19 protein-coding genes are annotated in these 21950 nt (G+C 55.7%); 8 read left to right on the top strand and 11 right to left on the bottom strand.

Translation table 11 applies throughout. The features are described from left to right. Positions 1-7: 7 nt before the first annotated feature. Together ACKC9G_RS17845 and ACKC9G_RS17840 are read right to left on the bottom strand one after the other, a co-directional pair. The gene (locus tag ACKC9G_RS17845) at positions 8-1264 is read right to left on the bottom strand and encodes a flavin-containing monooxygenase (RefSeq protein WP_411407941.1); all 1257 of its coding nucleotides are present in this window, start codon (positions 1262-1264) and stop codon (positions 8-10) included. Positions 1265-1430: 166 nt separating this feature from the next. After that, entirely contained in the window at positions 1431-2354 is a 924-nt protein-coding gene (locus tag ACKC9G_RS17840; protein ID WP_411407939.1) for a LysR family transcriptional regulator, read from the bottom strand. Between the two features lie 415 nt (positions 2355-2769). Between ACKC9G_RS17840 and ACKC9G_RS17835 the strand changes: the two genes are divergently transcribed. The 5 genes from ACKC9G_RS17835 (at position 2770) to ACKC9G_RS17815 (ending at position 8373) form a co-directional block, all read left to right on the top strand. Next, a complete protein-coding gene (locus ACKC9G_RS17835) occupies positions 2770-4269 on the top strand; it encodes an amino acid ABC transporter permease/ATP-binding protein (protein WP_411407937.1) in 1500 nt (499 codons plus the stop codon). Between the two features lie 18 nt (positions 4270-4287). Continuing rightward, positions 4288-5154, top strand: a complete 867-nt coding sequence (locus ACKC9G_RS17830; RefSeq protein WP_411407935.1) for a phytanoyl-CoA dioxygenase family protein — start codon at positions 4288-4290, stop codon at positions 5152-5154. A 33-nt stretch (positions 5155-5187) separates the two neighbouring features. Continuing rightward, complete coding sequence (locus ACKC9G_RS17825; protein ID WP_411407933.1) at positions 5188-6021, top strand: ABC transporter substrate-binding protein; 834 nt, start codon at positions 5188-5190, stop codon at positions 6019-6021. 88 nt (positions 6022-6109) lie between these two features. Beyond that, positions 6110-6841, top strand: a complete 732-nt coding sequence (locus tag ACKC9G_RS17820; protein WP_411407931.1) for a class II aldolase and adducin N-terminal domain-containing protein — start codon at positions 6110-6112, stop codon at positions 6839-6841. A 77-nt stretch (positions 6842-6918) separates the two neighbouring features. After that, positions 6919-8373: a sulfatase-like hydrolase/transferase gene (locus tag ACKC9G_RS17815; RefSeq protein WP_411407929.1), complete on the top strand. Its 1455-nt coding sequence runs from the start codon at positions 6919-6921 to the stop codon at positions 8371-8373. A gap of 129 nt (positions 8374-8502) precedes the next feature. Here the strand turns inward: ACKC9G_RS17815 and ACKC9G_RS17810 are convergent, their stop codons facing one another. Further along, on the bottom strand, positions 8503-10002 hold the full coding sequence (locus ACKC9G_RS17810) for a carboxylesterase/lipase family protein (protein ID WP_411407927.1): 1500 nt from the start codon (positions 10000-10002) through the stop codon (positions 8503-8505). A 99-nt stretch (positions 10003-10101) separates the two neighbouring features. Further along, a complete protein-coding gene (locus tag ACKC9G_RS17805) occupies positions 10102-10809 on the bottom strand; it encodes a transporter substrate-binding domain-containing protein (protein WP_411407925.1) in 708 nt (235 codons plus the stop codon). A gap of 471 nt (positions 10810-11280) precedes the next feature. Between ACKC9G_RS17805 and ACKC9G_RS17800 the strand changes: the two genes are divergently transcribed. Next, on the top strand, positions 11281-11853 hold the full coding sequence (locus ACKC9G_RS17800; RefSeq protein WP_411407923.1) for a TetR/AcrR family transcriptional regulator: 573 nt from the start codon (positions 11281-11283) through the stop codon (positions 11851-11853). Continuing rightward, complete coding sequence (locus ACKC9G_RS17795; RefSeq protein ID WP_411407921.1) at positions 11850-12818, top strand: DMT family transporter; 969 nt, start codon at positions 11850-11852, stop codon at positions 12816-12818. Before ACKC9G_RS17800 ends, ACKC9G_RS17795 begins: the two co-directional genes overlap by 4 nt. 31 nt (positions 12819-12849) lie before the next feature. Here the strand turns inward: ACKC9G_RS17795 and ACKC9G_RS17790 are convergent, their stop codons facing one another. Further along, positions 12850-13392, bottom strand: a complete 543-nt coding sequence (locus ACKC9G_RS17790) for a hypothetical protein (RefSeq protein ID WP_411407919.1) — start codon at positions 13390-13392, stop codon at positions 12850-12852. Between the two features lie 153 nt (positions 13393-13545). Beyond that, entirely contained in the window at positions 13546-14529 is a 984-nt protein-coding gene (locus ACKC9G_RS17785; protein WP_411407917.1) for a LysR family transcriptional regulator, read from the bottom strand. Positions 14530-14711: 182 nt separating this feature from the next. Between ACKC9G_RS17785 and ACKC9G_RS17780 the strand changes: the two genes are divergently transcribed. Then, on the top strand, positions 14712-15899 hold the full coding sequence (locus tag ACKC9G_RS17780) for a fumarylacetoacetate hydrolase family protein (RefSeq protein WP_411407915.1): 1188 nt from the start codon (positions 14712-14714) through the stop codon (positions 15897-15899). 272 nt (positions 15900-16171) lie between these two features. On the opposite strand, the gene ACKC9G_RS17775 is transcribed toward ACKC9G_RS17780, so the two are convergent. From ACKC9G_RS17775 to ACKC9G_RS17755, 5 genes are all read right to left on the bottom strand, one after another. Then, positions 16172-17227: an Ldh family oxidoreductase gene (locus ACKC9G_RS17775; RefSeq protein WP_411407913.1), complete on the bottom strand. Its 1056-nt coding sequence runs from the start codon at positions 17225-17227 to the stop codon at positions 16172-16174. A 10-nt stretch (positions 17228-17237) separates the two neighbouring features. Beyond that, entirely contained in the window at positions 17238-18866 is a 1629-nt protein-coding gene (locus ACKC9G_RS17770) for a tripartite tricarboxylate transporter permease (protein WP_411407911.1), read from the bottom strand. A 9-nt stretch (positions 18867-18875) separates the two neighbouring features. Next, positions 18876-19322, bottom strand: coding sequence for a tripartite tricarboxylate transporter TctB family protein (locus ACKC9G_RS17765; RefSeq protein WP_411407909.1), 447 nt, complete (start codon positions 19320-19322; stop codon positions 18876-18878). Between the two features lie 63 nt (positions 19323-19385). Beyond that, entirely contained in the window at positions 19386-20360 is a 975-nt protein-coding gene (locus tag ACKC9G_RS17760) for a tripartite tricarboxylate transporter substrate binding protein (protein ID WP_411407907.1), read from the bottom strand. 485 nt (positions 20361-20845) lie between these two features. Next, positions 20846-21781, bottom strand: coding sequence for a LysR family transcriptional regulator (locus tag ACKC9G_RS17755; RefSeq protein ID WP_411407905.1), 936 nt, complete (start codon positions 21779-21781; stop codon positions 20846-20848). Positions 21782-21950 lie beyond the last annotated feature (169 nt).

Here is a 21950-nt window from a genome sequence, read left to right as displayed (position 1 = left end):
CGCCGGTTCAGGCGTTGCGGTACTGCTGGTACTGACGCTGGATCACGATCTGGTCGGCGATGTACTTCGCGTCATGCCAGACACCCCAGATAAAGGTGGAGCCACGGCGGGACAGCCAGGGTAAACCGAGGAAATACACGCCGGCTTCTTTGGAGACACCGCGATGGTGTTTGGGCTGGCCCTTTTCATCGAACGCATCAACGGTCAGCCAGCTGTAATCCGTGGCGTAGCCGGTCGCCCAGATGATGGCGCTGATACCGGCTTCCTTGAGGTTCAGCTCAAGTGTCGGCTGGGTCATGCTCTCGGGGTCGGCCAGAAACTCACGGGCCTGCGGCTCCAAAGGCAGGTCGAGGCCATTGCGGTCGATGTAGGCATCGGCAGCATCCAGCAGGGACAGGTAGTTGTTGTCACCGGCATTGATGTTGGCAGAGAGATCCGCATCAAAGGTCACGCTGTCGTGAGTGAAGGCTTTGGTACGACCGACCAGATTAATGCCTTCAGCCGCCAGCTGACGAAAATCGATAGTACGACCGCCATGGGCGCCACTGACGGCGATGGTGACGTGTTCTTTACCGGGTTCATTGGCTGCGGCATCCCACAGACCAAGTACTCCCAGCCACCAGACAAAGTCACGACCACGATAGCTGCGCGGGGGACGATCATGGGGGCCAACAGACAGGAAGACCTGCTTGCCTGCGCGGTTCAGCTCATCGGCAATCTGTACGCCGGAGGAGCCCGCACCGACCACCAGCACAGCGCCTTCCGGCAATTGCTCGGGGTTGTAGTACTTGGCGGAGTGAATCTGATAAAGCTCAGGATCTTTTGGCGCGATGGCCGGAATAACAGGCTTATGGAAGGGGCCGGTGGCGGCAACAATGCGCTGGGCTTCAATCACGCCATCAGAGGTGGTGACGGTAAAGCCACGGTTGCCTTCATTGCGCTCAACGCTCAGTACGGTCACGCCGGTTTTTACCGGAGCGTTAAACTTTTCCGCATAGGCTTCGAAGTAATCGGCGACCTGATCCTTCGGTACAAAACTGTCAGGGTCGCTGCCCGGAAAGGTCATACCGGGAAAGCGGTCATGCCAGGCCGGGCCGTTGGCGACCAGAGAGTCCCAACGCCCGCTGCGCCAGGCTTCAGCAATACGGTTTTTCTCAAGGACAAGATGGGGAACTTCCTGGCGAGTCAGGTGTTCGCTCATGGCAATACCTGCCTGCCCAGCCCCAACAATTAGAGTATCTATTTCCGTTTTATTGACTGTCATTTTGAACGCCTTTCTTTTCCCGGTCTTATTACCTTGGAATGAATAAGCCAAGATTATGGGAGCGAACAAAAGCAGTAAATTATTATAAATCTAATCTCTGACTATAAAATTATTAGTCACCCTGTTTTTAAATAGGGGCTATATTTTTTATAGCCAATGAATACTTTTAATCTATCTTGTTTTGCAGCGTATTTAATTCCAAGGTTTTGCAATAGTCCATAAATAAACGCGCCGGACGGGTGGGCTCGTTATTTTTCAGATAGGCCATGATCAGGGTCGACTCTTCCATCTCATCATCGATCTCCACCACTGCCAGCTCTTGCCCGTCGTAGGTGAGGTTGGTGCGAGGGCGGGTGACCAGCACAGAGAAGCCAAGTCCCTGTCCGACCATGCAGCGCACCATTTCGATTGAGGGTGAGCTGTAGGCAACCTCAGGGCGAAGGCCCTTCTCGGTAAAGATGCTGAGGAAGTAATTTTTGCTGGGAATCACATCCAGCAGGATCATCGGTACCCGGCTTAACTCTTCCAGACTCACGGATTTTTTTTGTGCCAGAGGATGGACTGCAGGCAGCAGCGCATAAGGCTTGTGGGGGGCATTCAGCTTTTCCTTGCGGATCGAGCCATCAAGGTCGAGGTCATACAAAAACGCCAGATCAAAGCGCCCACGGTGCAGGCCATCCATCAGTTCATGCTGCTCGCCATCGTAAAGCTGGATGGTGATTTCCGGGTAAATCTTCTTGAAGCCCGCGATCATCCGCGGAATGTACAGCGGCGCGACCGACTCAAAACTGCCAATGGCGATGGTGCCTGAGGCCTGCTCATTATCGGCCATGGAGTTCTGTTCAAACTCATAGGCCAGGCGCAGTAATTCCTGGGCTTTCTCATAGAAACGGCGCCCGCCAGGGGTCAGGGACACGCCTTGTGCATGATGGCGGATAAACAGCTGCTGGCCGAAGCTGTCTTCCAGATTTTTCACCGCAATGGAGATGGAGGGCTGGGCGATATGCAGCTGGCGCGAGGCCTCAGCGATACTCTCGGTCTCTACCACGGTGACGAAGTATTTAAGCTGCTTGAGAGTGAAGTTCTTCATTTGTTGCTCATTTAAGAAATGTATTCAAACTTTGTTAAAGAATATTTTTTATGTAATTAAGCAAGTGCCATGCCACGGTTTTTACCTCGTATAAAGAAGCAAAAATATTATGCGCACTGTTTTGGGGAGGGAGTGATCGTTTAAGGGGCGTTTTTGAAATGGGTGGCGTGCTTTATTGCTGTTCTGGCGTAATTGACCGGGGATTAATTACGGGGGTAATGGTCTATTCAGGTGCACTCTTGGCTAGATAGTTTTTTTTGATGCCGAAGAGAAAAATTTAATAATTGCTAGTGGAGAAGCACTCCCGCCATAGTATTTGAAGATATTCAGGAAGAACGAATTGCTCTGAATGGAGCGGACCTAAACACTTTATATTTGCGTGAGTGAAAATCCTATGGTCTTTGACTGGAACTACATGTTTAGCTTGTTCAGCTTAGCCGACTTTTGGTGGGCATGCTGGACAGTCATTAAGCTCAGCGTGGTCAGCTGGGGTATCAGTAATGTGGTGGGATTTCTGCTGGCGTTGGCAAAACAGTCCCGCTTCAAGTTCCTGAACATTCCTGCCAGTCTCTATATCTGGCTGTTCAGAAGTTTACCTCTCCTTGTCCTGCTGATTTTTATCTACAACCTGCCACAAGCCTTGCCCAGCACCTCCGGTCTTCTCAGTGACCCCTTCTGGGCCGGTGTGATCGCGATGGTGATCTGTGAAAGTGCTTATATTGCCGAAGTACACCGTGGCGGCCTGCTCTCCATCCCCAAAGGGCAGGGTGAGGCAGCCAAGGCCCTCGGTATTCGCTTTGTCGGTATCCAGTGGCTGGTGGTGATTCCCCAGGCTCTGCGCGTGGCGTTACCTGCTCTGGGGAATGAATTTACCTCGGTGGTTAAGCTGACGTCCTTGATCTCGGTCATCTCCCTGACTGAAATCCTGATGGTCGGTCAGCGCCTCTATACCCAGAACTTCCTGGTCATGGAAACCATGGCGGCGGTAGCGATCTACTACGTGCTGATCGTGACTCTGTTCGATTTCCTGCTGAAGCGTCTGGAAGCCTACCTCGATGTGACCACCAAGAAAGTGGCACGCCAGCCCGGTGAAGAACTGCTTGAGCAGATCAAGAATGCCCCGGCCCCTCAGTTCAATGCAGCCAGCGACTATGAAGGTCCGGCCCTGAATGCCAGCAAGCTGCACAAGGCTTATAACAATGTGGAAGTGCTGGGCTCCGTGGATCTCAGTATCAAACAGGGTGAAGTGGTCTCCGTGATTGGGCCGTCAGGCTCCGGTAAAACCACGCTGATCCGTCTGTTGAATGGTCTTGAGCAACTCGATAACGGTGAAATTGACCTGAACGGCCAGCCCTTTATCAAGCTGCACCGCTTCGGCCCTGAAAAATACCGCTTTATCGAGCACAGTGAGCATCGCCGCAAGATCGGCATGGTGTTCCAGAGCTTTAACCTCTTCCCGCACTTGAGCGTTCTCGACAACCTGCTGCTGGCTCCGCGTTATCACCGTCTGGCGCCTGTGGCTGAACTGAAACAGCAGGCTTACCAGCTGCTGAACAAGGTCGGCATGTTAGAGCACGCCTGGAAGTATCCTCACCAGCTGTCCGGTGGTCAGCAGCAGCGTGTGGCCATTGCCCGAGCGCTGATGATGCGTCCCCAGATCATGCTGTTTGATGAGCCCACCTCCGCCCTCGACCCTGAAAAGGTCAATGAAGTTCTGCAGGTTATCGAAGACCTGGCCCGTGAAGGCATCACCATGGTGATCGTGACGCACGAAATGAACTTCGCCTTCAAGGTCTCCAACCGCGTGGTGTTTATGGAGCAGGGTCGTGTGGTCTGTGATGACACACCTCAAGCGCTGCGCGAGGGCAATAACCCCCGTGTGGAAGCCTTCCTGAAAGATGTTTCGTTAGCTTAATGATTGATGGAGTTCGACATGATTGAACAATGGCAGATCGACCAGTACCACAAACAAGGCTTTCTGGTCGTCGAGAATGTACTGACTCAGGAAGAAGTCGCAGAGCTGCAACAGACCTTTGATACCTGGGTTGAAGACAGCCGCAACTACACCGCTCCCTGGGGCGAAACACAGGATGGCCGCTCACGCTTTGATATCGAGGATGACCACAGCGCCGAGCATCCCTCCCTGCGCCGTGTGTCTTCTCCCACGGAAATCTCGGATGTCTTCAAGCGCACTGCGCTTGAGTCCCGTGTGGCGCAGATCGCCGGTCAGCTGGTGGGCAGCAAAGGTGCGCGTCTGCACCACAGCAAGATCAACTCCAAGCTGCCTCACACCGCCACCAAGGTGAAGTGGCATCAGGATTTCCCGTTCACGCCTCACACCAATGATGACCTGGTGACTTCCCTGCTGATGGTGAGCGAAGTCACCCCCGCCAATGGCCCGCTGAATGTGATCCCCGGCAGCCACAAAGGCCCGATTTTCAGCCACTGGCAGGAAGGCCGTTTCACCGGCGCTGTCGATGCCGATGTGATCGAAGCCAACTGCAAGAATCCGGTGTCCTGTTTTGGCCCGGCAGGTTCTGTCTGCTTTATGCATACCCGCCTGCTGCATGCCTCCAGCCCGAATGAGACCGAGCTGCCACGCACGCTCTTTATCAGTGTGTATGCCGCGGAAGATGCGATGCCACTGAGTGATAACCCATTACCCAGCGAACAGACCGGCACTTTGGTTTGGGGTGAGGAGAGCGGCGAAATTCGCTGCACGCCTAACCAGCTGAGAATGCCACAGAAGCCCAAAGGCGCTTCTTTCTTTGTTCAGCAAGCCGGTAAAGACGCGGTTTAACGCTAACTGATTAATGCTTTAGGAAGGGTAATCATGAAATTCTTCGCTCGTTCTGTACGTCCACTGGCTGCGGGTGTTCTTGGCGCAGTGATGGCTTTTACCTCCCTGAATGCCTCGGCATTTCAGCAGGAAGGCAAAATCATCGTGGGTTCCGACATGACCTTTTTCCCCTATGAATACATGAAGGACAACACCCCGCAGGGTTTTGATATCGAATTCATGGAAGGCATGGCCAAGGTCATGGGCGTTAAGGTCGAAAACCTCGACACGCGCTGGGCGAACCTGATTCCGGGTCTGCGTGGTGGCCGTTTCGACATGATTAACTCCTCCATGTACATCACGGCCGATCGCGTCAAAGTGATCGACATGATCCCTTACCTCAAGAGCGGCGAATCCATTCTGGCCGTCAAGGGCAGCGACTATCAGCCCAAAACCCCTGAAGAGTTCTGTGGTCACAAGATCGGTTCCATGGCCGGCACGTCCTGGTTGCAGCGTCTGCAGGAGCTGTCCAAGGATTACTGTGAAAAGAACGGTCTGAAGCCTATCGCTATCAGTGAGTACGGTACTGACCCGCAAACCACCCAGGCCATGCTGTCTCATGCCGTCGAAGCACAGATGACGGATGCCGGTGTTGCTCGCGGAGTAATTGAGAAGCTGGGCGGTCGTCTGGTGATTTCCTCCGAAGAGCTGATCTATCCCGTGCTGAACGGCTGGGGGGTGAAAAAGGGCAATGATGAAGTGAAACAGGCGCTGATTGACGGTCTGGCGAAGTTCAGCAAAACCCCTGAATACGCGGCACTGCTGAAGAAATACAACTTCCAGGCGCCCACCGAGGCTGACATCGCGGCGATGATGCCAAAAGAGTGATACCTCACTGAGGTAGCAAGGGCACGCCGATTTTAATTAAGGTGCCTGGGCGTCAGTTCAGGCACCGGTTATTCGTTGAGGAAATACCATGTCCCTGTCTTTTGAAGAACAGACACGTATCGATCTTGCCGCGACCTTTCGCATCATTGCCCATCTGGGGATGCACGAAGCGGTGGCGAACCACTTCAGCGCGGCAATCTCTCCCGATGGCAAAAAATTTCTGCTGAACCCCAAGTGGAAGCACTTCTCCCGCATTCGTGCCAGTGATCTTCTGTTGCTGGATGCGGACGATGCCTCCAACGCCAGCGACCCCAACGTCGACACTACTGCCTGGTCCATTCATGGCCAGATTCACCAGCGTCTTCCCGAAGTGCGTGTGGTGCTGCATTTGCACCCGATCTACACCACCGCCATTGCGGCGCTGGAAAACCCCGAAATTCTGCCTATCGACCAGAACACCGCGCGTTACTTCAACCGAGTGTCCGTCGATACCCTCTACGGCGGCATGGCCGATACCGTGGAAGAGGGCGCGCGTCTCTCCGGTTTGCTGGCCAATAACAGCCGTCTGCTGATGGGGAACCACGGCGTGATGGTGACAGCGCCCACGATTGGCGAAGCCTTTGATGATATCTGGACCCTGGAGCGCTCCTGCCAGATTCTGGTGACCGCCATGTCTACCGGTCGCCCATTGAAAGTGCTGTCCGATGAAGTCGCTGAGAAAACCGCACAGGACTGGGAAAAAATCACTGATTTCTCCCGTCAGCATTTTGAAGAAATGAAAACGCTGATGATTCAGATGGACCCCTCCGTACTGGATTGATCCTGAAGGTTCCGGCCCTGCAGGTTTCCTCTCCAGAGCCTGCGGGGCCTTCTTACTCTGTAGTAAAGGCGGCCCCCATGACGAATTCCCCCCGTAAACCCAACCTGCTGGTACTGGTGTCGGATGAGCATCAGGCTCAGGCGCTCAGTATTGCCGGTCACCCGATTGTTAAAACCCCGCATCTCGATGCACTGGCTGCCCGGGGCAAGCGGTTTACCAATGCCTATACCAACAGCCCGATCTGCGTGCCTGCGCGTGCAGCCTTTGCGACGGGTCAGTATGTGCATCAGCTGCGCCTGTGGGACAACGCCATGCCCTACATTGGCAAGCAGCAGGGGTGGGGTCATGGGTTGCAGGCCAAGGGCGTGCCGGTGGAGTCCATCGGCAAGCTGCATTATCGCGATGAAGAAGACCCCACCGGTTTTGACCGTCAGCTCATTCCAATGAATGTGGCGGGCGGAGTCGGCATGATCTGGGCTTCCATTCGTGGCGAAGACACCCGCATGCAGGCCACCGGCCGTATGCTGGGGGATTACATTGGCCCCGGCGAAAGCCCCTACACCAGGTACGACCGTGCGGTGGTTGAGAAAACCGTCGAGTGGCTGAAAGCCCATGCCCGGCCTGCGGCAGAAGGCGAACCCTGGTGCCTGTATGTGGGCCTGGTCGCACCGCATTTTCCGCTGATCGCGCCGAAAGAATTTTATGACCTTTACGGTGATATCGATTTCCCCGAGCCCAAGCTTGGGCCGCAGACCGATTACAAAAAACACCCCTGGGTAGAGTTTGAAAACCAGCTCTTTGATAACGAAAGCGGCTTTGAGGATGCCGAAGAGCGCCGTCGTGCCTTCGCCAGTTATTACGGGCTCTGTACCTTCCTTGACCACAACGTTGGTCTGATCATGGCGGCGCTGGAAGCGATGGGGCTTACGGACTCCACCACCGTTGTGTACACCACCGATCACGGTGAGAACCTTGGCACCCGTGGCATGTGGGGGAAAGGCAATCTCTATGAAGAGTCCGCGAAGATCCCGATGATCATGGCGGGGCCGAATGTCACCCCCGGCATCTGTGAAACGCCGGTGAGTCTGGTGGATCTCTCCGAAACCATCATGGATCACTTTGCGGCCAGCGTGGATACCCAGCGCCCCGGCACTTCGCTGTATCAGCTGATGGATGCGCCCTATGACAAGGAGCGTGTGGTCTTCAGTGAATACCATGCCATTGGCTCAATCGAGGGTGGCTTTATGGTGCGCAAGGGTGACTGGAAATACATCCATTACGTGAACTTTGAGCCTGAGCTTTTTAACCTCGCTGATGACCCGGAAGAGCTGGTGAATCTGGCCGACAAGCCGGAATACCGGGACGCGCTGCTGGCCATGCGCGCCGAGCTTGAGAAGATCTGTTCCCCCGAGGACGTCAACCGTCAGGCACATCAGGATCAGCAGGATCTGGTGAACTCCTACGGGGGATTGGAAGCCGCAGCCAAGCTCAACGCTGTAGGCGTTGGCCCAACACCGCCGCCTGCCGTCTGACCGCGTCAGTCTTACTTGATGCCATGATTAAAAAGCCCCTGATGCGATGATGTGCACAGGGGCTTTTTTAATGAAGAACGCTATTGAACTGAAACGCAAAGGCAGCACTGTTGCTGCCGGGGTCATCGCCTAGTAACTGAGCACCCGCTGCCAGAAGGCCTCGCGCTGGCGCAGCTCATCGCCGAGGTCTGCCACGCCGTCATTATCAAAAGACAGCGCAGCTTTTTCTATCGGACGGTAGCGGGGCAGGGTCGCCAGTTTGCTGCGAGGAAGGCCGGTTTTGATAAAGCTTACCCAGGTGTGCATTAACGCCTGACCGCTTTCATGACTGGCGGCATCCGGGCGGGCAAACACGCTCATGTAGTCATCATCAAAATTACGCCAGACATAAGGCACATCACTGGCGTGAACGCTGAAACCAGCAAACGGGCCTTCGGTCTGCTCAATGGCAAACTGGTAGAGATAAGTGCGGGCGCCGCTGTCACTCAGGGTATCCAGCAGGGCAAGACCGGGCTGGATGTATTCCAGATCCGAGACCAGCTGCAGCAGGTTCTTCTCCGGGGCAAGGCTCAATGCCCGCTCAAGCAGGGGGCGGCTGCGCTCAGCGCTAAAGTGGGTGAGCCGTCCGGCATAGCGCGAGGCATTACGCTCACCGGCAGGGCGCAATGCCGCAGGCGGTAGCTGGAACCAGCCGTCATCCCGGTTAAAGCCCATCAGGATGTTAAGGGAGGACAAATCCTTCCGGCGGAGCATTTTCTCTGGCGTATCGGTCAGCAGCATCTGGTCGATCACCGCACGGAAGGGAAACTGGCGGCTGTACTGCGCAGCTGTCGCTTCCTGTGCGGCTATCAAACTGGCGCTATCGAGTGTCAAAAGGCGTTTGCGCTGACTCATGCTGAGCTGTCCGGCGAATAGTGCCGTGACCTCTTCGGCACTGGCGAGGCTATGAACGCAATCCCCGGTGCCACTGGCAAGAATGGCGCCGCAGAGCAGGACTCGTGCTTCAGGCAGGGCCAGTAAACCAGCAATAGACTTGGCACCGGAGGATTCGCCGGTCAGGGTGATACGTGCCGGATCTCCGCCAAACTCGCTGATGTGGCGATGCACCCATTGCAGCGCCATCAGCTGGTCGCGCATGGCGTTATTACCGCTGCCGCTATAGTCGCCTGCGGTAAACGAGCCGAGTTCCAAATAACCAAACAGACCGACCCGATAGTTCACCGTCACCACAATGATGCCTTCGCGAGCCAGATGCTCACCGGCATAAATGGACTGATTGGCGCTGCCAAACATTGCCGAGCCACCATGGAGCCAGACCATCACGGGTAAAGGCTGCTCTGAATCAGGCTGTTCGGGGGTGAAAATATTCAGGTAAAGACAATCCTCGGTGAATAGATCAGGGTTCACCATAAATGAATTAGTAAATCCCATCCGCTTGGGCTGCATGGCAGCGCCTTTAAAAGGAGATTTATTAATTAATTCATCGGTGGCAATAAAAGGTTGTGGTGCACGAAAACGTAATTCACCCACCGGTGCAGCCGCATAAGGAATGCCAATATAGGTATTAACCCCCTGGTTATTATGACCCTGCACCGTTCCCAGGGTTGTTTGTTGTGCTATTACTTTCATCGCCGGCCTGTGATGCTGGTAAATAGAGATTGGTAGTGTATCGGTAATTTATTCAAAAAAAAAAGGCGGTTATAAAACCGCCTTGGAAAAATGCCGCTGTCAGGGTGCTTTCGGCATCAAAGTATCAATGTCTTCCTGGGTCAAACGCTTAAAGCCATATTTATCCAGCAGTTGCTGGTATTCAGGGGTTTTTTCAAATTCTTTCATGGCAGAAACCAGCGCTTCCTTCACCTCGGTGTCACCCTTGCGGATACCGATACCGTTCAGGATAGGAGTCAGAGGCTCGGTGGAGGTCACTTTCAGACGGTCACCCATACGCTCGATCATGCCTTTGGAAAGTGCCGCATCGGTGAGCTGAGCATCCGCCGCGTGGCTGAACAGAGCCGACGTGGATTCTGGCGCGGAAGGATATTCCAGGATCTGAATGTCGCCCTTGCCCTTACAGGTGGATTCATTAGCCAGCTTGAGCTGTTTCACCGCGTAGGAACCCTGCATGGTCGCCACTTTCTTGCCGCAGAGGTCAGCCATGGTTTTCAGGTCTTCGGTGGCATCCTTACGCATCAGGATGGACTGACCACTCTTGAGGTAAGGCACCATATCAATCACTTCGAGGCGCTTGGGCGTGATATAGAGTGAAGAGCTCATAATATCGTATTTGCCACTACGCAGGCCGATGATCAGGTTGGTAAAACGAGTATCCATAAATACCGGTTCACGATGCATATATTTCGTGACTTGTTTCATATACTCAATATCAAAACCCATTGGCTTATTATCTTTCACATATTCGTAAGGATAATAAGTCATGTCAGAGCCAATTAAGGCCTGTTTTTCATTATTAAATCCGTTTGCGCTCGCTAAACAAGGTAAGAGTGCGCAGCAAAGTGCAATCTTTTTCGCAAGTTTCATCTTCATGTGTCGTTCCACCTGTAAGTTGTGATTGAGATTGCATGTTGTGATTTTAATATTGAGCTTGGTATTTATTATGGATTCTATATCAGCATAGAAGATTGGATAGTTAAAATACTTTTTAACTTCTTACAGCCTAGATTTTTTTTATCCTTCACCCCGGCAGTCTCTTGTTCTGGTTCATTACTCCCACGTTACTCAGGAGCGGCGCGGGTTGGCTAATGATTAATGCATGCGCTGCCGGCTGAACCCCAGGCAAAGGCGGCACGACCTTGTCGTTAAAGCAGCAAATCCCGTCGTTTAACCACCTGTCTAAAACTTACCGGTCAGTATAGTTCTGCTCATCAGCCTCTTCATCGAGTTACGCTCATGGAAAATACCCGTCAACGCCTGATCACCGCTGCGCTGGAGCTGTTTCTCCGTCAGGGCATTCACATTACCGGGGTGGCTGCGGTGGCGGCGAAAGCCAAACTCACCAAGATGACGCTGTATAGCCACTTTGCCTCCAAGGAAGCCTTAGTGGTTGCCTGCCTTGAGACGCGCGATCAGCTCTGGCGGGAAAGAGTCGCCGCCTTGCTGGCCGCCGAGCCGGATCCGGTGACTGCCATTCTCGCTTTTTTCCCGCTCTATCAGGCTTATATCGAGGATGACAGCGGCCGCGGATGTATCTTCGTTAATAGCGCGGCGGAGTTTCCCACGGCTGACCATCCCATTTATCTGGCGGTTCGCAAGCATAAGGATGGGGTGCGGGAGCAGCTGATCACGCTGGCTCAGTCTGCCGGTTTTAGTGCACCTGCTATCGTCGGGGATACGGTCTTTCTTCTTCTGGAAGGCGCGTTCGCAAGAGCGACTCTGGAAAACCCTGCCGAGGTTTTTATGACTGCCCGGCAAGTGGCGTCTCACTGGTTGTATCAGCAATTGCATGAGGATCGGCGTCAATGAAACGAGGACTACTGGCGGCCGTCGCGGCCACGCTTGCCTGGTCATTACTGTATATCTTCCCCCGTATTATTGGTGACTACACCGCTTTCGATCTGGCGGTGGTGAGTTATGCGGTGGCTGGCAGCGGGGCGCTGGTAATTCTCTGGCGCTATAGAACTCAGGTGAAAGCCCTGACTCTGCGCGACTGGCTGACCGTCGGGCTATTGGGTTTTCTCGGCTATATTGGCTACTTCTTCCTGATCACCAGTGCCGTGATGAGTGCCGGGCCGGTGCTGCCGCCGGTCATGCTGGGCTGTGTGCCCATTGTGCTTGCCATTGCCGGAAACCTGAAAAGCCGCTCGGTGCCCTGGCGCAGTATCAGCCTGCCACTGCTGGCTGGTGCGTTAGGTATCATGCTGGTGAATCTGGACACGCTGGTCTCAAGTCGGCTGGATGCCAGCTACAGCCTGCTATCGGTATCCCTTGGCATTCTGGCCTCACTCACCGCCATCGGATTCTGGACCGGCTTTGGCATCATTAACGAACGGGCGCTGGCCAGACGTCCCGAGATGAACCCTCTGCTCTGGTCAGCACTGCTGATCATTTCCTGCAGTATTGAGATGGTGATGTTCCTGCCGGTGGGGGTTGCCATGAAGCTTTCAGCAGTAGTGAGCCAGAGTGGACCGTTGAGTGGCGGTTGGGAGCTGCTCATGTCCGGAGTGATTCAGGGGCTGGTCGCCACCCTTGGTGGTGCCTGGGCATGGTCGATTGCGGCGCGCAAAATTCCACTGGCGCTGGGCGGCCAGTTGATTGCCAGCCAGACCATTTACGCCACCATTATGGGGTTGATGATGGAGCACCGCTGGCCATCAACGCTGGAAGCGCTGGGCACAGTGATGGTGTTTGTGGGAGTGGTCACGGCGATCAACCAGTTTTATAAATATGCCCGGCGGACCCAACAGGGTCAGGATCTGATGCTGCCCTGATCGGTTTCGGGCAGGGGCACGGTCTGATCGCTCAGCTCGCGGAGTACTGCTCCAGCAGGTGAATCACCGCCGAGCGGTCCACGCCGGGGTTCTTGCGCATCAGTTCATGCACCAGATCCATCGCGGTCTTGTGGTGGTGACGGCTGACCAGGGTGCTGGCGCCGTGGTCGAGTAAAAAGCCCACACGCCTGGGGTCATTCATAAAAATGGCGGTAACGAGAGGTGAGGGGAAGTCATCGTTTTCCTCGATATCATCCTCTTCGGCATCGCCATCCACCGGCAGGCCGTTGTTAAGTAGAATCTCCGCGATGGAATATTTGGCCGGGTTTTCCCCGCTCAGCACATAATCCAGCCCGCCGTTTTCGTTGATGTCCTCAAGGCTGCCCTGCGTAATCGGGATATGGCGAAGGACGAAAAAGCACAGCTCCTGAGAATAATCCCAGCGATACTCATCATCGGAAATGCCACAGGAGACCAGATCCTCAAAATCCAGAATCTGCGTTGTGAAGTACCAGCCCAGCAAGGCACAAAGGCCGAGGGCGGGAAGCGTGATAAAGCGGGTTGTGGAGGTCATGTCTGGCAGTGCGCGCTCCGCAGGCTTAGCGGGAATCCTTCCCGAAAGAGCTGTTGGGGTTGCTCAAACGTGGGGCTAACCCCGGCTTGATCAGGCACGCATTGTGAGAGCCGAAGCTTAAGCGTTGCTTAAGAAGCGTGGGGCAGGAAAGCCTCAGTGTGACTCTTTAGCCTGATGCAGCAGTATTCCCAGAAACTCCTGTGCGGTGGAGCTGAGTTTTTTCTCCTTATGGGTAAGGATGCCGAAGTCCTGCGGGGTAAAGTTCAGGGGCGTTTGCAGTATCGTCATTTCCCCGCGGGCGACGTAGGCGCTGACCATCGCCTCGGGCAGCATGCCGATGATCGGTGAGGTCATGATCAGGGTGAGGAAGGTCTGCATGGAAATGGTTTCGATGGTGTTGCCCGGCATCGGCAGTCTGGCTTCCAGAAAGGCTTGCTCCATGCGCTCCCGAATCGGCGTGCCCTGTGGATACAGCAACCAGGGCCAGGCCAGTAACTCCTCAAGATGCTCAATGGCGCCGCTGTCATTCAGCGTTGCCAGCAAGGGATGTTGGCTGTTCACCGCCAGACAAAAGGCTTCCGGCTCAAGGCGGGTGTAATCAAAGTGATGGCGCTGGCTGTGCTCGTTAAAGCGGCCAATGGCCAGATCCAGTTCTTTATCCTCCAGCATTTCCAGCAGGCGCACGCTGGTCTGTTCGATCACCTGAATCTCCAGCAGTGGCCAGCGCCGTTTAATTTCCAGCAGGGCGCGGGGCAGAATCACCGACGTCGCGGCAAAGATACCGCCGACCCGCAAATGGCCGTGGCCGCCGTCCTTCAGACTGTTGATCTCAGCGACAAAGCCCTCGGCATCATTCAGTACCGATTGCGCATAGCGCAGTACCCGCTCACCCAATGGTGTTGGCATCATGCTGCGCGGCAGCCGCTCGAACACTTCAAAGCCCAGCAGGTTCTCGATCTCCTTTAGCATCTTGCTAAGCGCGGGCTGGCTCAGGCTCATCTGCTGGGATGCCTGATGCATATTGCGTGTTTTGCCCAACGTATCGATCAGCACCAGATGCCGGTACTTAAGCCAGTTACAGAAGCTGGATGCACTCATGCTTTGCCCGCGTGAACCGGCGTTGGGTGATGAGGTCATGCTGCGCTCCTGTTGAGGAAAGAGTTGAGTCAGGGTCAATCTGCCGCACCTAGCCTAGGCCTTTGTGCAGTGCGGGAATATTGATAATTGGTAGTTATTGAGGATTCCAAATATGTCATTGGAGTTTATCGGTCCTGCCTTCTAGTTTGGGAGACCTACAATAACGACAAGAGGCTAACCCCATGACTTCCACCACACTCACCGCCGCTTCGGCCTTGCCTTTGGATGCAGAACGCGCGCTGCTGGTTGGCCGCGCCTGGAAACCCGGCTCATTGGCCGGGCCGGTGCCGGTGGTGGTGCGCGGTAATCAGGTGCTGGATCTCTCCGCCCATTACCCGACACTGGCGCATCTGCTGGAGCAGCCGAAGGTGGCGGCACTTGTGACGCAGCTCGACGGTGACAGCCTCGGCAGTGTGGATGAACTGCTGGCCAACACTCAGGATCACCCGGATGCCGACAAGCCTTTTCTGTTGGCGCCGGCGGATCTGCAGGTGATCAAGGCCGCCGGTGTCACCTTTGCGGCGAGCATGCTGGAGCGGGTGATTGAGGAGCAGGCGGGCGGTGATGCCTCTAAGGCGCTACAGATTCGCCAGCTGGTCACGGATGTGATCGGCGATAACCTTCGCAATCTGCAGCCCGGTTCTCCGCAGGCGATGGCGCTGAAACAGGTGCTGATCCAGAAAGGCATGTGGTCGCAGTATCTGGAAGTCGGCATCGGGCCGGATGCGGAAGTCTTCACGAAAGCGCCGGTGCTGGCGGCGGTGGGAACGGGTGTTTCCATCGGCATTCATCCGGCGTCCGAATGGAATAACCCTGAACCGGAAGTGGTGCTGGCGGTGAATAGCCGCGGCGATATTCTCGGTGCGACTCTCGGTAATGATGTGAACCTGCGGGACTTCGAAGGCCGCAGTGCACTGCTGCTGTCCAAAGCCAAGGACAACAACGCCTCCTGCGCTATCGGCCCCTTTATTCGCCTGTTTGATACTCATTTCAGTCTGGATGATGTGCGCCAGTGTGAGGTGACGCTGAAGGTCAGCGGGCCTGAAGGCTATGTGCTGGAAGGCGCAAGCTCCATGGCGCAGATCAGCCGTGATCCTGCCAATCTGGTGAAGCAGACCCTGAACGGTAACCATCAGTACCCTGATGGCTTTCTGCTGTTCCTCGGGACACTGTTTGCGCCGACGGAGGACCGCGACCAACCGGGTGGCGGTTTTACCCACAAGCTGGGGGATCAGGTGGAAATCCGCTCGGACAGGTTTGGCGCACTGGCCAACACCGTCACCTACAGCGACCGCGCACCGCACTGGCAGTTTGGTCTTGCCGCGTTGACGGATCTGATCTGCGCCCGGGCCACCGCCAGACTCAGGTAATCAGGCACGCCAGTCTCAGGGCGGAATCATAAGCAAGCCGGAAGCACAGCCTTCCGGCTTTTTTGTGGCTAACGTTTATGTAGCGCAAGAAAAAGCCCGCGCTGAGCGTTGAACTCAGGGCGGGCAAGGCCTTCGGTCTGGGAGGTGTTGGGCAGACCCTGTCAGGAGGTCGCCCGAACCGAAGGCAAGGTGCTGATCCGGCCTTCATCAGCGGCAGCGCTGAGGGCCGGTCAGCAGGCGAAAAACGCCTTGGTTGAGGGGCTCTCCAGAGATTAATCGAGATAGATATCCAGCGGCACGCCACCGGCATCGGCGACTGCCTGCTCCAGTGAGGCAATCACATCGGCAGGCAGGAAGATGCCATCGGACAGCGCCTGCTTTTTCAGCTGCAGTCCACGATGCCCCGGCAGGCGAACCGGCTGACCGGGCACGCGCTTGCCACTGTTCAGGCTGGCGGCGACGAAGTGATCCATCTCGGCTTTAAAGGCATCGATACCACCAAAGCGGGCAGGGTCAATCACCATCACGCAGACCGAGGCTCCCCAGCCTTCCGGAGAATCCTTGCGGCCAAAACCGCCAAGGGCTGAAGTCAGGGCTTCCACCATGATGCCGAGGGCAAAGCCCTTGTGACCAAAGCCAAGACCACCCAATGGCAGAATGCTGGCGCCGGAGCTAAAGAACAGGGACGGGTCATCACTGGCGTTGCCCTGATCATCCAGCAGGGACGGCTGAGGCAGGCGCTCGCCCATGCTGTGACTTTTGTTGACCTGACCGTTGGTGATTTCCGACATGCTGATATCAATCAGAATCGGCTTGCCGGAAGTGGGAATGCCTATCGCCAGCGGATTGGGCGTGTACAGCCGAGCCTTGCCGCCGAAGGGCGCAACGGAGGCTGTCGCGGGGTCCGAGGTGTAGACAATCGGCATCAGGCCCTGTTCGGTGAATTCCTCAAGATAGGCCGCCAGACAGGCAATGTGATGGCTGCGGCGAATATTGGCGATACCGATGCCGGAGGCTTTGGCCGATACCGCGCACTGGCGCAGGGCATGCAATACCGCATAAGGGCCAAGCAGATAGTGGGCATCGTACTGGGTGGCCACCGGGCTTTGCTGGATCACTTCCAGTGCCGCGTCTTCGGTGCGGGCATGGCCGCTGCGGATGTCTTTAAGATAACCGCAGGCAAGCTTGGTGCCGTGGGTAAAGTGGCCGAGCAGGTCACCTTCCACCAGGGTTTGCGTCACGGCGCTGGCAATATGCGCTTCGGTGCCTTCCTTGAGGAAAAGGCGCTCAACCAGTTGAGAGAGTTTTTTGGCGCTGACCGGTTTCATAAGCGTGTCCTTAGTCGTTGGCATGGCGGTTATGTCCGCTCAGTGCGGCGTTTTTCATGGAGGCATCCTGCGGGGCTTTGTCGCGCGCGGGTCGGTTTTTGAGCGCATGGCGGTACTTCCACAGACGGGTGATCAGCGGGAAGAACAGCACCAGAATGGCAAGGGTGCCCAGCACGGCGCTGATAGGGCGCTCAAAGAAGGCGGTCAGGTCGCCGTTGGCGCGGATGACCGAGGTCATAAAGTTGTTTTCCAGAATCTTGCCAAGGACCAGACCCAGAATCGCCGGGGCCAGCGGGAAGTTGGCAGAGTTCAGGAAGAAGGCAATCACGCCGCAGGCCAGCATGATCCAGACATCGGTCATGGTGTTATTGATGGCGAAAGAGCCGACGATGCAGAACGCCAGAATGATCGGCATCAGCAGACGTGCAGGGGTAATCGCAAAGACGTGAGCGCAGCGGATCGCGGCATAGCCGATGGGAATCAGCACCAGATTCGCTACAAAGAACGCCGTGAAGAGGCCATACGCCATGGCCGCGTTATCCAGAAAAATCGTTGGCCCCGGATTCATGCCCTTCATATAGAGCACGCCGATTACAATCGCGGTGATGGAATCCCCCGGAATACCGAACACCAGCGAAGGCACCCAGGCGCCACTGATACCGGCGTTATTGGCGGAGCTGGCATCGACAATGCCTTCAATGTGACCCCGGCCGTAAGCCTCAGGATTTTTCGAGGTTTTCTTGCTGACGGCATAGGCAATCCATGCAGCAAGATCGGCACCGGCACCGGGCAGTGCGCCGATAATGACGCCAATGCTGCTGCCACGGATCATGTTCTTCCAGTAGCGGCGAAGATGGCCGGGCACTTCACCAAAGACGGAACCTTGCTGGGGAACGTCGAGTTCCTTGGGCGTGTCCTCGTCGCCGTTATTCGAGTCGTTGCTGTTTGAGTCGCTGGCGGCGGCTTTACGGCGACGGCTATAAAGTGAAATCACCTCATTGAGCGCGAAGAAGCCGATCATCACCGGAATAAAGTTGATGCCTGCCATCAGGTCGGGAACATCAAAGGTAAAACGCGGTGTGCCTGTAATCATGTCGAGGCCAACGGTAGAGAGCAGCAGGCCAAGGGTGAGGGATAAAAAGCCCTTGAGGGGCGAACCTGCGGAGATAAACACCGCGCAGCTGAGGCCCAGAATCGCCAGCCAGAAATATTCATAGGAGCTGAAGTTCAGCGCAAACTCGGCCAGTTTCGGTGCGGTAAGTACCAGCACCAGCGTACCGACCAGACCGCCGACCACCGAGCAAATGAGGTTGGTGCCGAGGCACTCTTTTACCCGTCCGAGACGGCCAAGGGCGCTGGCATCGGTGACATACGCCGCCGAGGCAGGGGTGCCGGGAATGTTGAGGTAGGCACCGGGAATGTCACCGGCGAAGATCGCCATGGCAGCGGTGGTGATAATCGCGGCGATGGACGAGATGGGGTCCATATAAAAGGTGATCGGCACTAACAAGGCCACGGCCATGGTGGCGGATAAGCCCGGAATGGCGCCGACGAACACCCCAAAGAGGGCGGCCACCAGAATCACCAGTAGCGTCTGGAAATTCAGTACCAGCAAAATGCCATCGAGTAAGTCAGTCATGATGCCTCCTCAGAAATTCAGTGGGCCGCTGGGCAGAGGCACAGCGAGCAATCGAGTAAAGGCAAAACTGATCACCAGCGCCGACACCACGGAAATGCCGATGGCAGGCAGGGGGCGAACCCCGCGGGTGAGAAAGAGCAGCAACATCCCAATCGCCAGACAAAGGGTGGTGCCCAGCACATCAGAAAAGAGGATGTAGCCGACCACGATCAGCACCGGCACGACGGCGGCGATGGAAGGCAGGTCCAGCGTGGTCTGCCCGGCAGCGCTGGCAAAGCACTGGCGGCTGGCGCTGATGCTGAGCAAAATGCCGCCGATGGTCATGCCCGCACCGATCAGGGTGGGAAAGAGATTGGCGCCGTACTGAAGCCCGCTGACGGGTTGAAAGTCCCGCGACATGACCATGGTGGTGATGCCGAGCGCCGTGAAGACCAGACCGAGTAGCAGATCCTTCATAAGTAACACCTCATTGAAGCGGCGATGCTCCCGCACAGGCAGGAGCATCTGGTTAGGTTGTCGTTACTTTTTCAGTCCGATTTTGCCGATGATGTCGCCCATATAGGCATCGTTCTCTTCCAGGAAGGTTTTAAAGCCTTCCGGGTCACGCCATTCAACGCCAAAGCCCTGTTTCTTCATGTAGTCCTGATACATGTCGCTTTTGTAGGCGGCTTCCAGTGCGGTGGCGAGCTTCTTCACGACCGCGGGGTCCATGCCTTTGGGGCCAACGACGCCTCGCCATTCACCCAGGGTATAGCTGCTGTCGACGGCTTCTTTGACGGTCGGAATATCGGGGAAGGCGGGGTTACGCTCAGGCGCCATGATCGCAAGGCTTTTGGCTTTGCCTGCGGAAATCATGGAGCGTGCTTCAGGCACAGAGGAGGGCACGATTTCAAGGTTACCTGCGGCCAGCTCGACCATTGCCGGAGCTGCGCCCTGGCTTGGAATCCAGCGGACTTTATCGGGCGCGATGCCCTGATCCAGCAGCAGGCCGGCAAAAGCCACGTGCCAGATACCACCAAGACCTGTCCCGGAAGCGCCGAAGGAGCCAGCGGGTTTTTCCTTGATGGCGGCCAGCAGCTCGCTCAGGTTGGCGTAGGGCGCATCACCGGCGATCTGCACACCGGCGTAGTCATAGTTGGTAAGGGCAATAGGGGTGAAGTCTTTGTAGGTGATTTTCGACAAGCCCTGCCAGTGCAGCATGTTCATCTCGCCGGTGGCAAAGCCCAGAGTGTAGCCATCGGGGCGGGCCACGGACATGGCGGTCATGCCGACCACGCTGCCACCGCCTGCGCGGTTGACCACGTTGATGGTGGTGCCGAGTTCTTTTTCCAGCGCTGCGGCAATGCCACGTGCGGCGGAATCACTGCCACCACCGGCAGCCCAGGGCACGATTAACTGAATAGGGCGGTCGGGATATTCCGCATGGGCGATACCCGAAATACACAGCAGAGAAAAACACAGAGACTTAAGGGAAATGACGGCTTTTTTATTCATGCGTATCACCTGTTGGAATTATTTTTTAGTGATTCCGGACATTTGTTTTGGGAAACCCAAGACCGGTAATTTCATTCACGTTTCGGTTATTAAATTTATTGAAAACTGAATGATGCAATTAACCCTAGGGAGGGCCTCAAGGGTTGTCTAATGAGACTTGGTGATTGAGCTATAACAGGGAGTTATTGCTTTTTTAAGTGGTTGATATTGATGGATTTTGTGTGCTTTTTTCGTGGCGTGAAAAGGTGATTTTTCCCATTTGAGCGCAAATAAAATCCAGCAAAACCTTTTGATCAGTCAAAACCCCGTCTGGCAGCTGTCGAAAAGCGTCAAAAAGGGCTGGCAATAGCGTCACCCATTGCCGCGAGGAAGGCTAAACAAGGCCAGGCAAAAGCCTCGAACAGGCGCTAAAAAAACGTCTCTGCGCCAGCGTTTAGCCCATAAAAAAGCGAGGCTGTGTTAGGGCGTTAATCCCCTGTGCGGCATCAGGGCGCGAGGCCCAAATCCTCGGTAAGCAGTGCCATAAAACGGCGGGTGATCGGGGTGATGTTGGCATCCTTGCGGGTAACCAGTTGATAGGGTTCGCTGCGGTTATGCAGTGACACCGGCAGGGTGCGGATAATGCCGAAGCTGGTGCAGAAACGGGCGACTTCTCCTGAAAGCAGCGCGACAAAACTCGGGTCAGTGTGCAGGAGTGACAGGGTGGCGAAGGCCGAGGTGGTCTCGATCAGATAGCGTGGAAAGGGAATATCCGCATCCAGAAATTCCCGCTCAAGGGTAATTCGCATCGGCATATTGGCCGAGTACACCACCCACTTGTTCTTCGCCAGATCCTGCAGGGAAACGCGCTCTTGCTGTGCCAGCGGATGGGCCTGATGGGCGACGATGGCGAGGGCTTCATCACTGATGGTCAGGGCGTTGTAGAGGTCCGGGCGCTGGCTGACACTGGCGCGACAAATGGCCAGATCGAGCCGCCCCTGTTCCATCAGGTTAAGCAGCCGAAAGCTTGTGTCTTCGACGATCTCGATCGACACCGAGGGGGTTTCGGCCAGCAGCTGGGTGATGATGCTACTCACCTGTGGCACCGCGCCCATAATGGTGCCGATGGTAATGCGCCCACCGTGGCCCTGCAGTACACCTTCCATCTCATCGCGCATGTGGGCGAGGTCGGTCTGAATCAGCCGCGCATAGCGAATGGCGCAATGCCCAAGCTCCGTTGGCTCCAGCCCCCGCGGGGTGCGTTCAAACAGCTTTGCCCCAAAGGTGGACTCCGCCTCCTGCAGGGCTTTGGTCGCCCCCGGCTGGCTGATGGCAATGTGCTCGGCGGCCTTCACCAGCGAGCGGTGATCCTCCAGCGCCACCAGCAATTGCAGCTGCTTGAAACGCAAGCGGGAGAACAGGGTTTGGATCGCAGGAATCATAGGTATAGCCCGGAGTTATATTTGTATTCTGGCTACTCATTGGTCAGGCCATCATCGACTGTTCTAGGCTGAAAGCCGCAAAGCCGACTTATCCCTCGCAATATCACTTCAGTGAATAAAGGTAAGACCGGGCTTTCTGTAAACACGACCTTTGTCGTGAATGCCCACA

The organism is Pokkaliibacter sp. CJK22405 (assembly GCF_046614695.1).
Lineage (GTDB): Bacteria > Pseudomonadota > Gammaproteobacteria > Pseudomonadales > Balneatricaceae > Pokkaliibacter.
The sequence above is the reverse complement of the archived record's forward strand: the minus strand, read 5'-3'. Positions and strand labels throughout refer to the sequence as shown.

Excerpts from the sequence above, each read along its gene's own strand:
- ACKC9G_RS17845 (WP_411407941.1), bottom strand. The coding sequence starts at position 1,264 with ATGACAGTCAATAAAACGGAAATAGATACTCTAATTGTTGGGGCTGGG.
- ACKC9G_RS17840 (WP_411407939.1), bottom strand. The coding sequence starts at position 2,354 with ATGAAGAACTTCACTCTCAAGCAGCTTAAATACTTCGTCACCGTGGTA.
- ACKC9G_RS17835 (WP_411407937.1), top strand. The coding sequence starts at position 2,770 with ATGTTTAGCTTGTTCAGCTTAGCCGACTTTTGGTGGGCATGCTGGACA.
- ACKC9G_RS17830 (WP_411407935.1), top strand. The coding sequence starts at position 4,288 with ATGATTGAACAATGGCAGATCGACCAGTACCACAAACAAGGCTTTCTG.
- ACKC9G_RS17825 (WP_411407933.1), top strand. The coding sequence starts at position 5,188 with ATGAAATTCTTCGCTCGTTCTGTACGTCCACTGGCTGCGGGTGTTCTT.
- ACKC9G_RS17820 (WP_411407931.1), top strand. The coding sequence starts at position 6,110 with ATGTCCCTGTCTTTTGAAGAACAGACACGTATCGATCTTGCCGCGACC.
- ACKC9G_RS17815 (WP_411407929.1), top strand. The coding sequence starts at position 6,919 with ATGACGAATTCCCCCCGTAAACCCAACCTGCTGGTACTGGTGTCGGAT.
- ACKC9G_RS17810 (WP_411407927.1), bottom strand. The coding sequence starts at position 10,002 with ATGAAAGTAATAGCACAACAAACAACCCTGGGAACGGTGCAGGGTCAT.
- ACKC9G_RS17805 (WP_411407925.1), bottom strand. The coding sequence starts at position 10,809 with ATGACTTATTATCCTTACGAATATGTGAAAGATAATAAGCCAATGGGT.
- ACKC9G_RS17800 (WP_411407923.1), top strand. The coding sequence starts at position 11,281 with ATGGAAAATACCCGTCAACGCCTGATCACCGCTGCGCTGGAGCTGTTT.
- ACKC9G_RS17795 (WP_411407921.1), top strand. The coding sequence starts at position 11,850 with ATGAAACGAGGACTACTGGCGGCCGTCGCGGCCACGCTTGCCTGGTCA.
- ACKC9G_RS17790 (WP_411407919.1), bottom strand. The coding sequence starts at position 13,392 with ATGACCTCCACAACCCGCTTTATCACGCTTCCCGCCCTCGGCCTTTGT.
- ACKC9G_RS17785 (WP_411407917.1), bottom strand. The coding sequence starts at position 14,529 with ATGACCTCATCACCCAACGCCGGTTCACGCGGGCAAAGCATGAGTGCA.
- ACKC9G_RS17780 (WP_411407915.1), top strand. The coding sequence starts at position 14,712 with ATGACTTCCACCACACTCACCGCCGCTTCGGCCTTGCCTTTGGATGCA.
- ACKC9G_RS17775 (WP_411407913.1), bottom strand. The coding sequence starts at position 17,227 with ATGAAACCGGTCAGCGCCAAAAAACTCTCTCAACTGGTTGAGCGCCTT.
- ACKC9G_RS17770 (WP_411407911.1), bottom strand. The coding sequence starts at position 18,866 with ATGACTGACTTACTCGATGGCATTTTGCTGGTACTGAATTTCCAGACG.
- ACKC9G_RS17765 (WP_411407909.1), bottom strand. The coding sequence starts at position 19,322 with ATGAAGGATCTGCTACTCGGTCTGGTCTTCACGGCGCTCGGCATCACC.
- ACKC9G_RS17760 (WP_411407907.1), bottom strand. The coding sequence starts at position 20,360 with ATGAATAAAAAAGCCGTCATTTCCCTTAAGTCTCTGTGTTTTTCTCTG.
- ACKC9G_RS17755 (WP_411407905.1), bottom strand. The coding sequence starts at position 21,781 with ATGATTCCTGCGATCCAAACCCTGTTCTCCCGCTTGCGTTTCAAGCAG.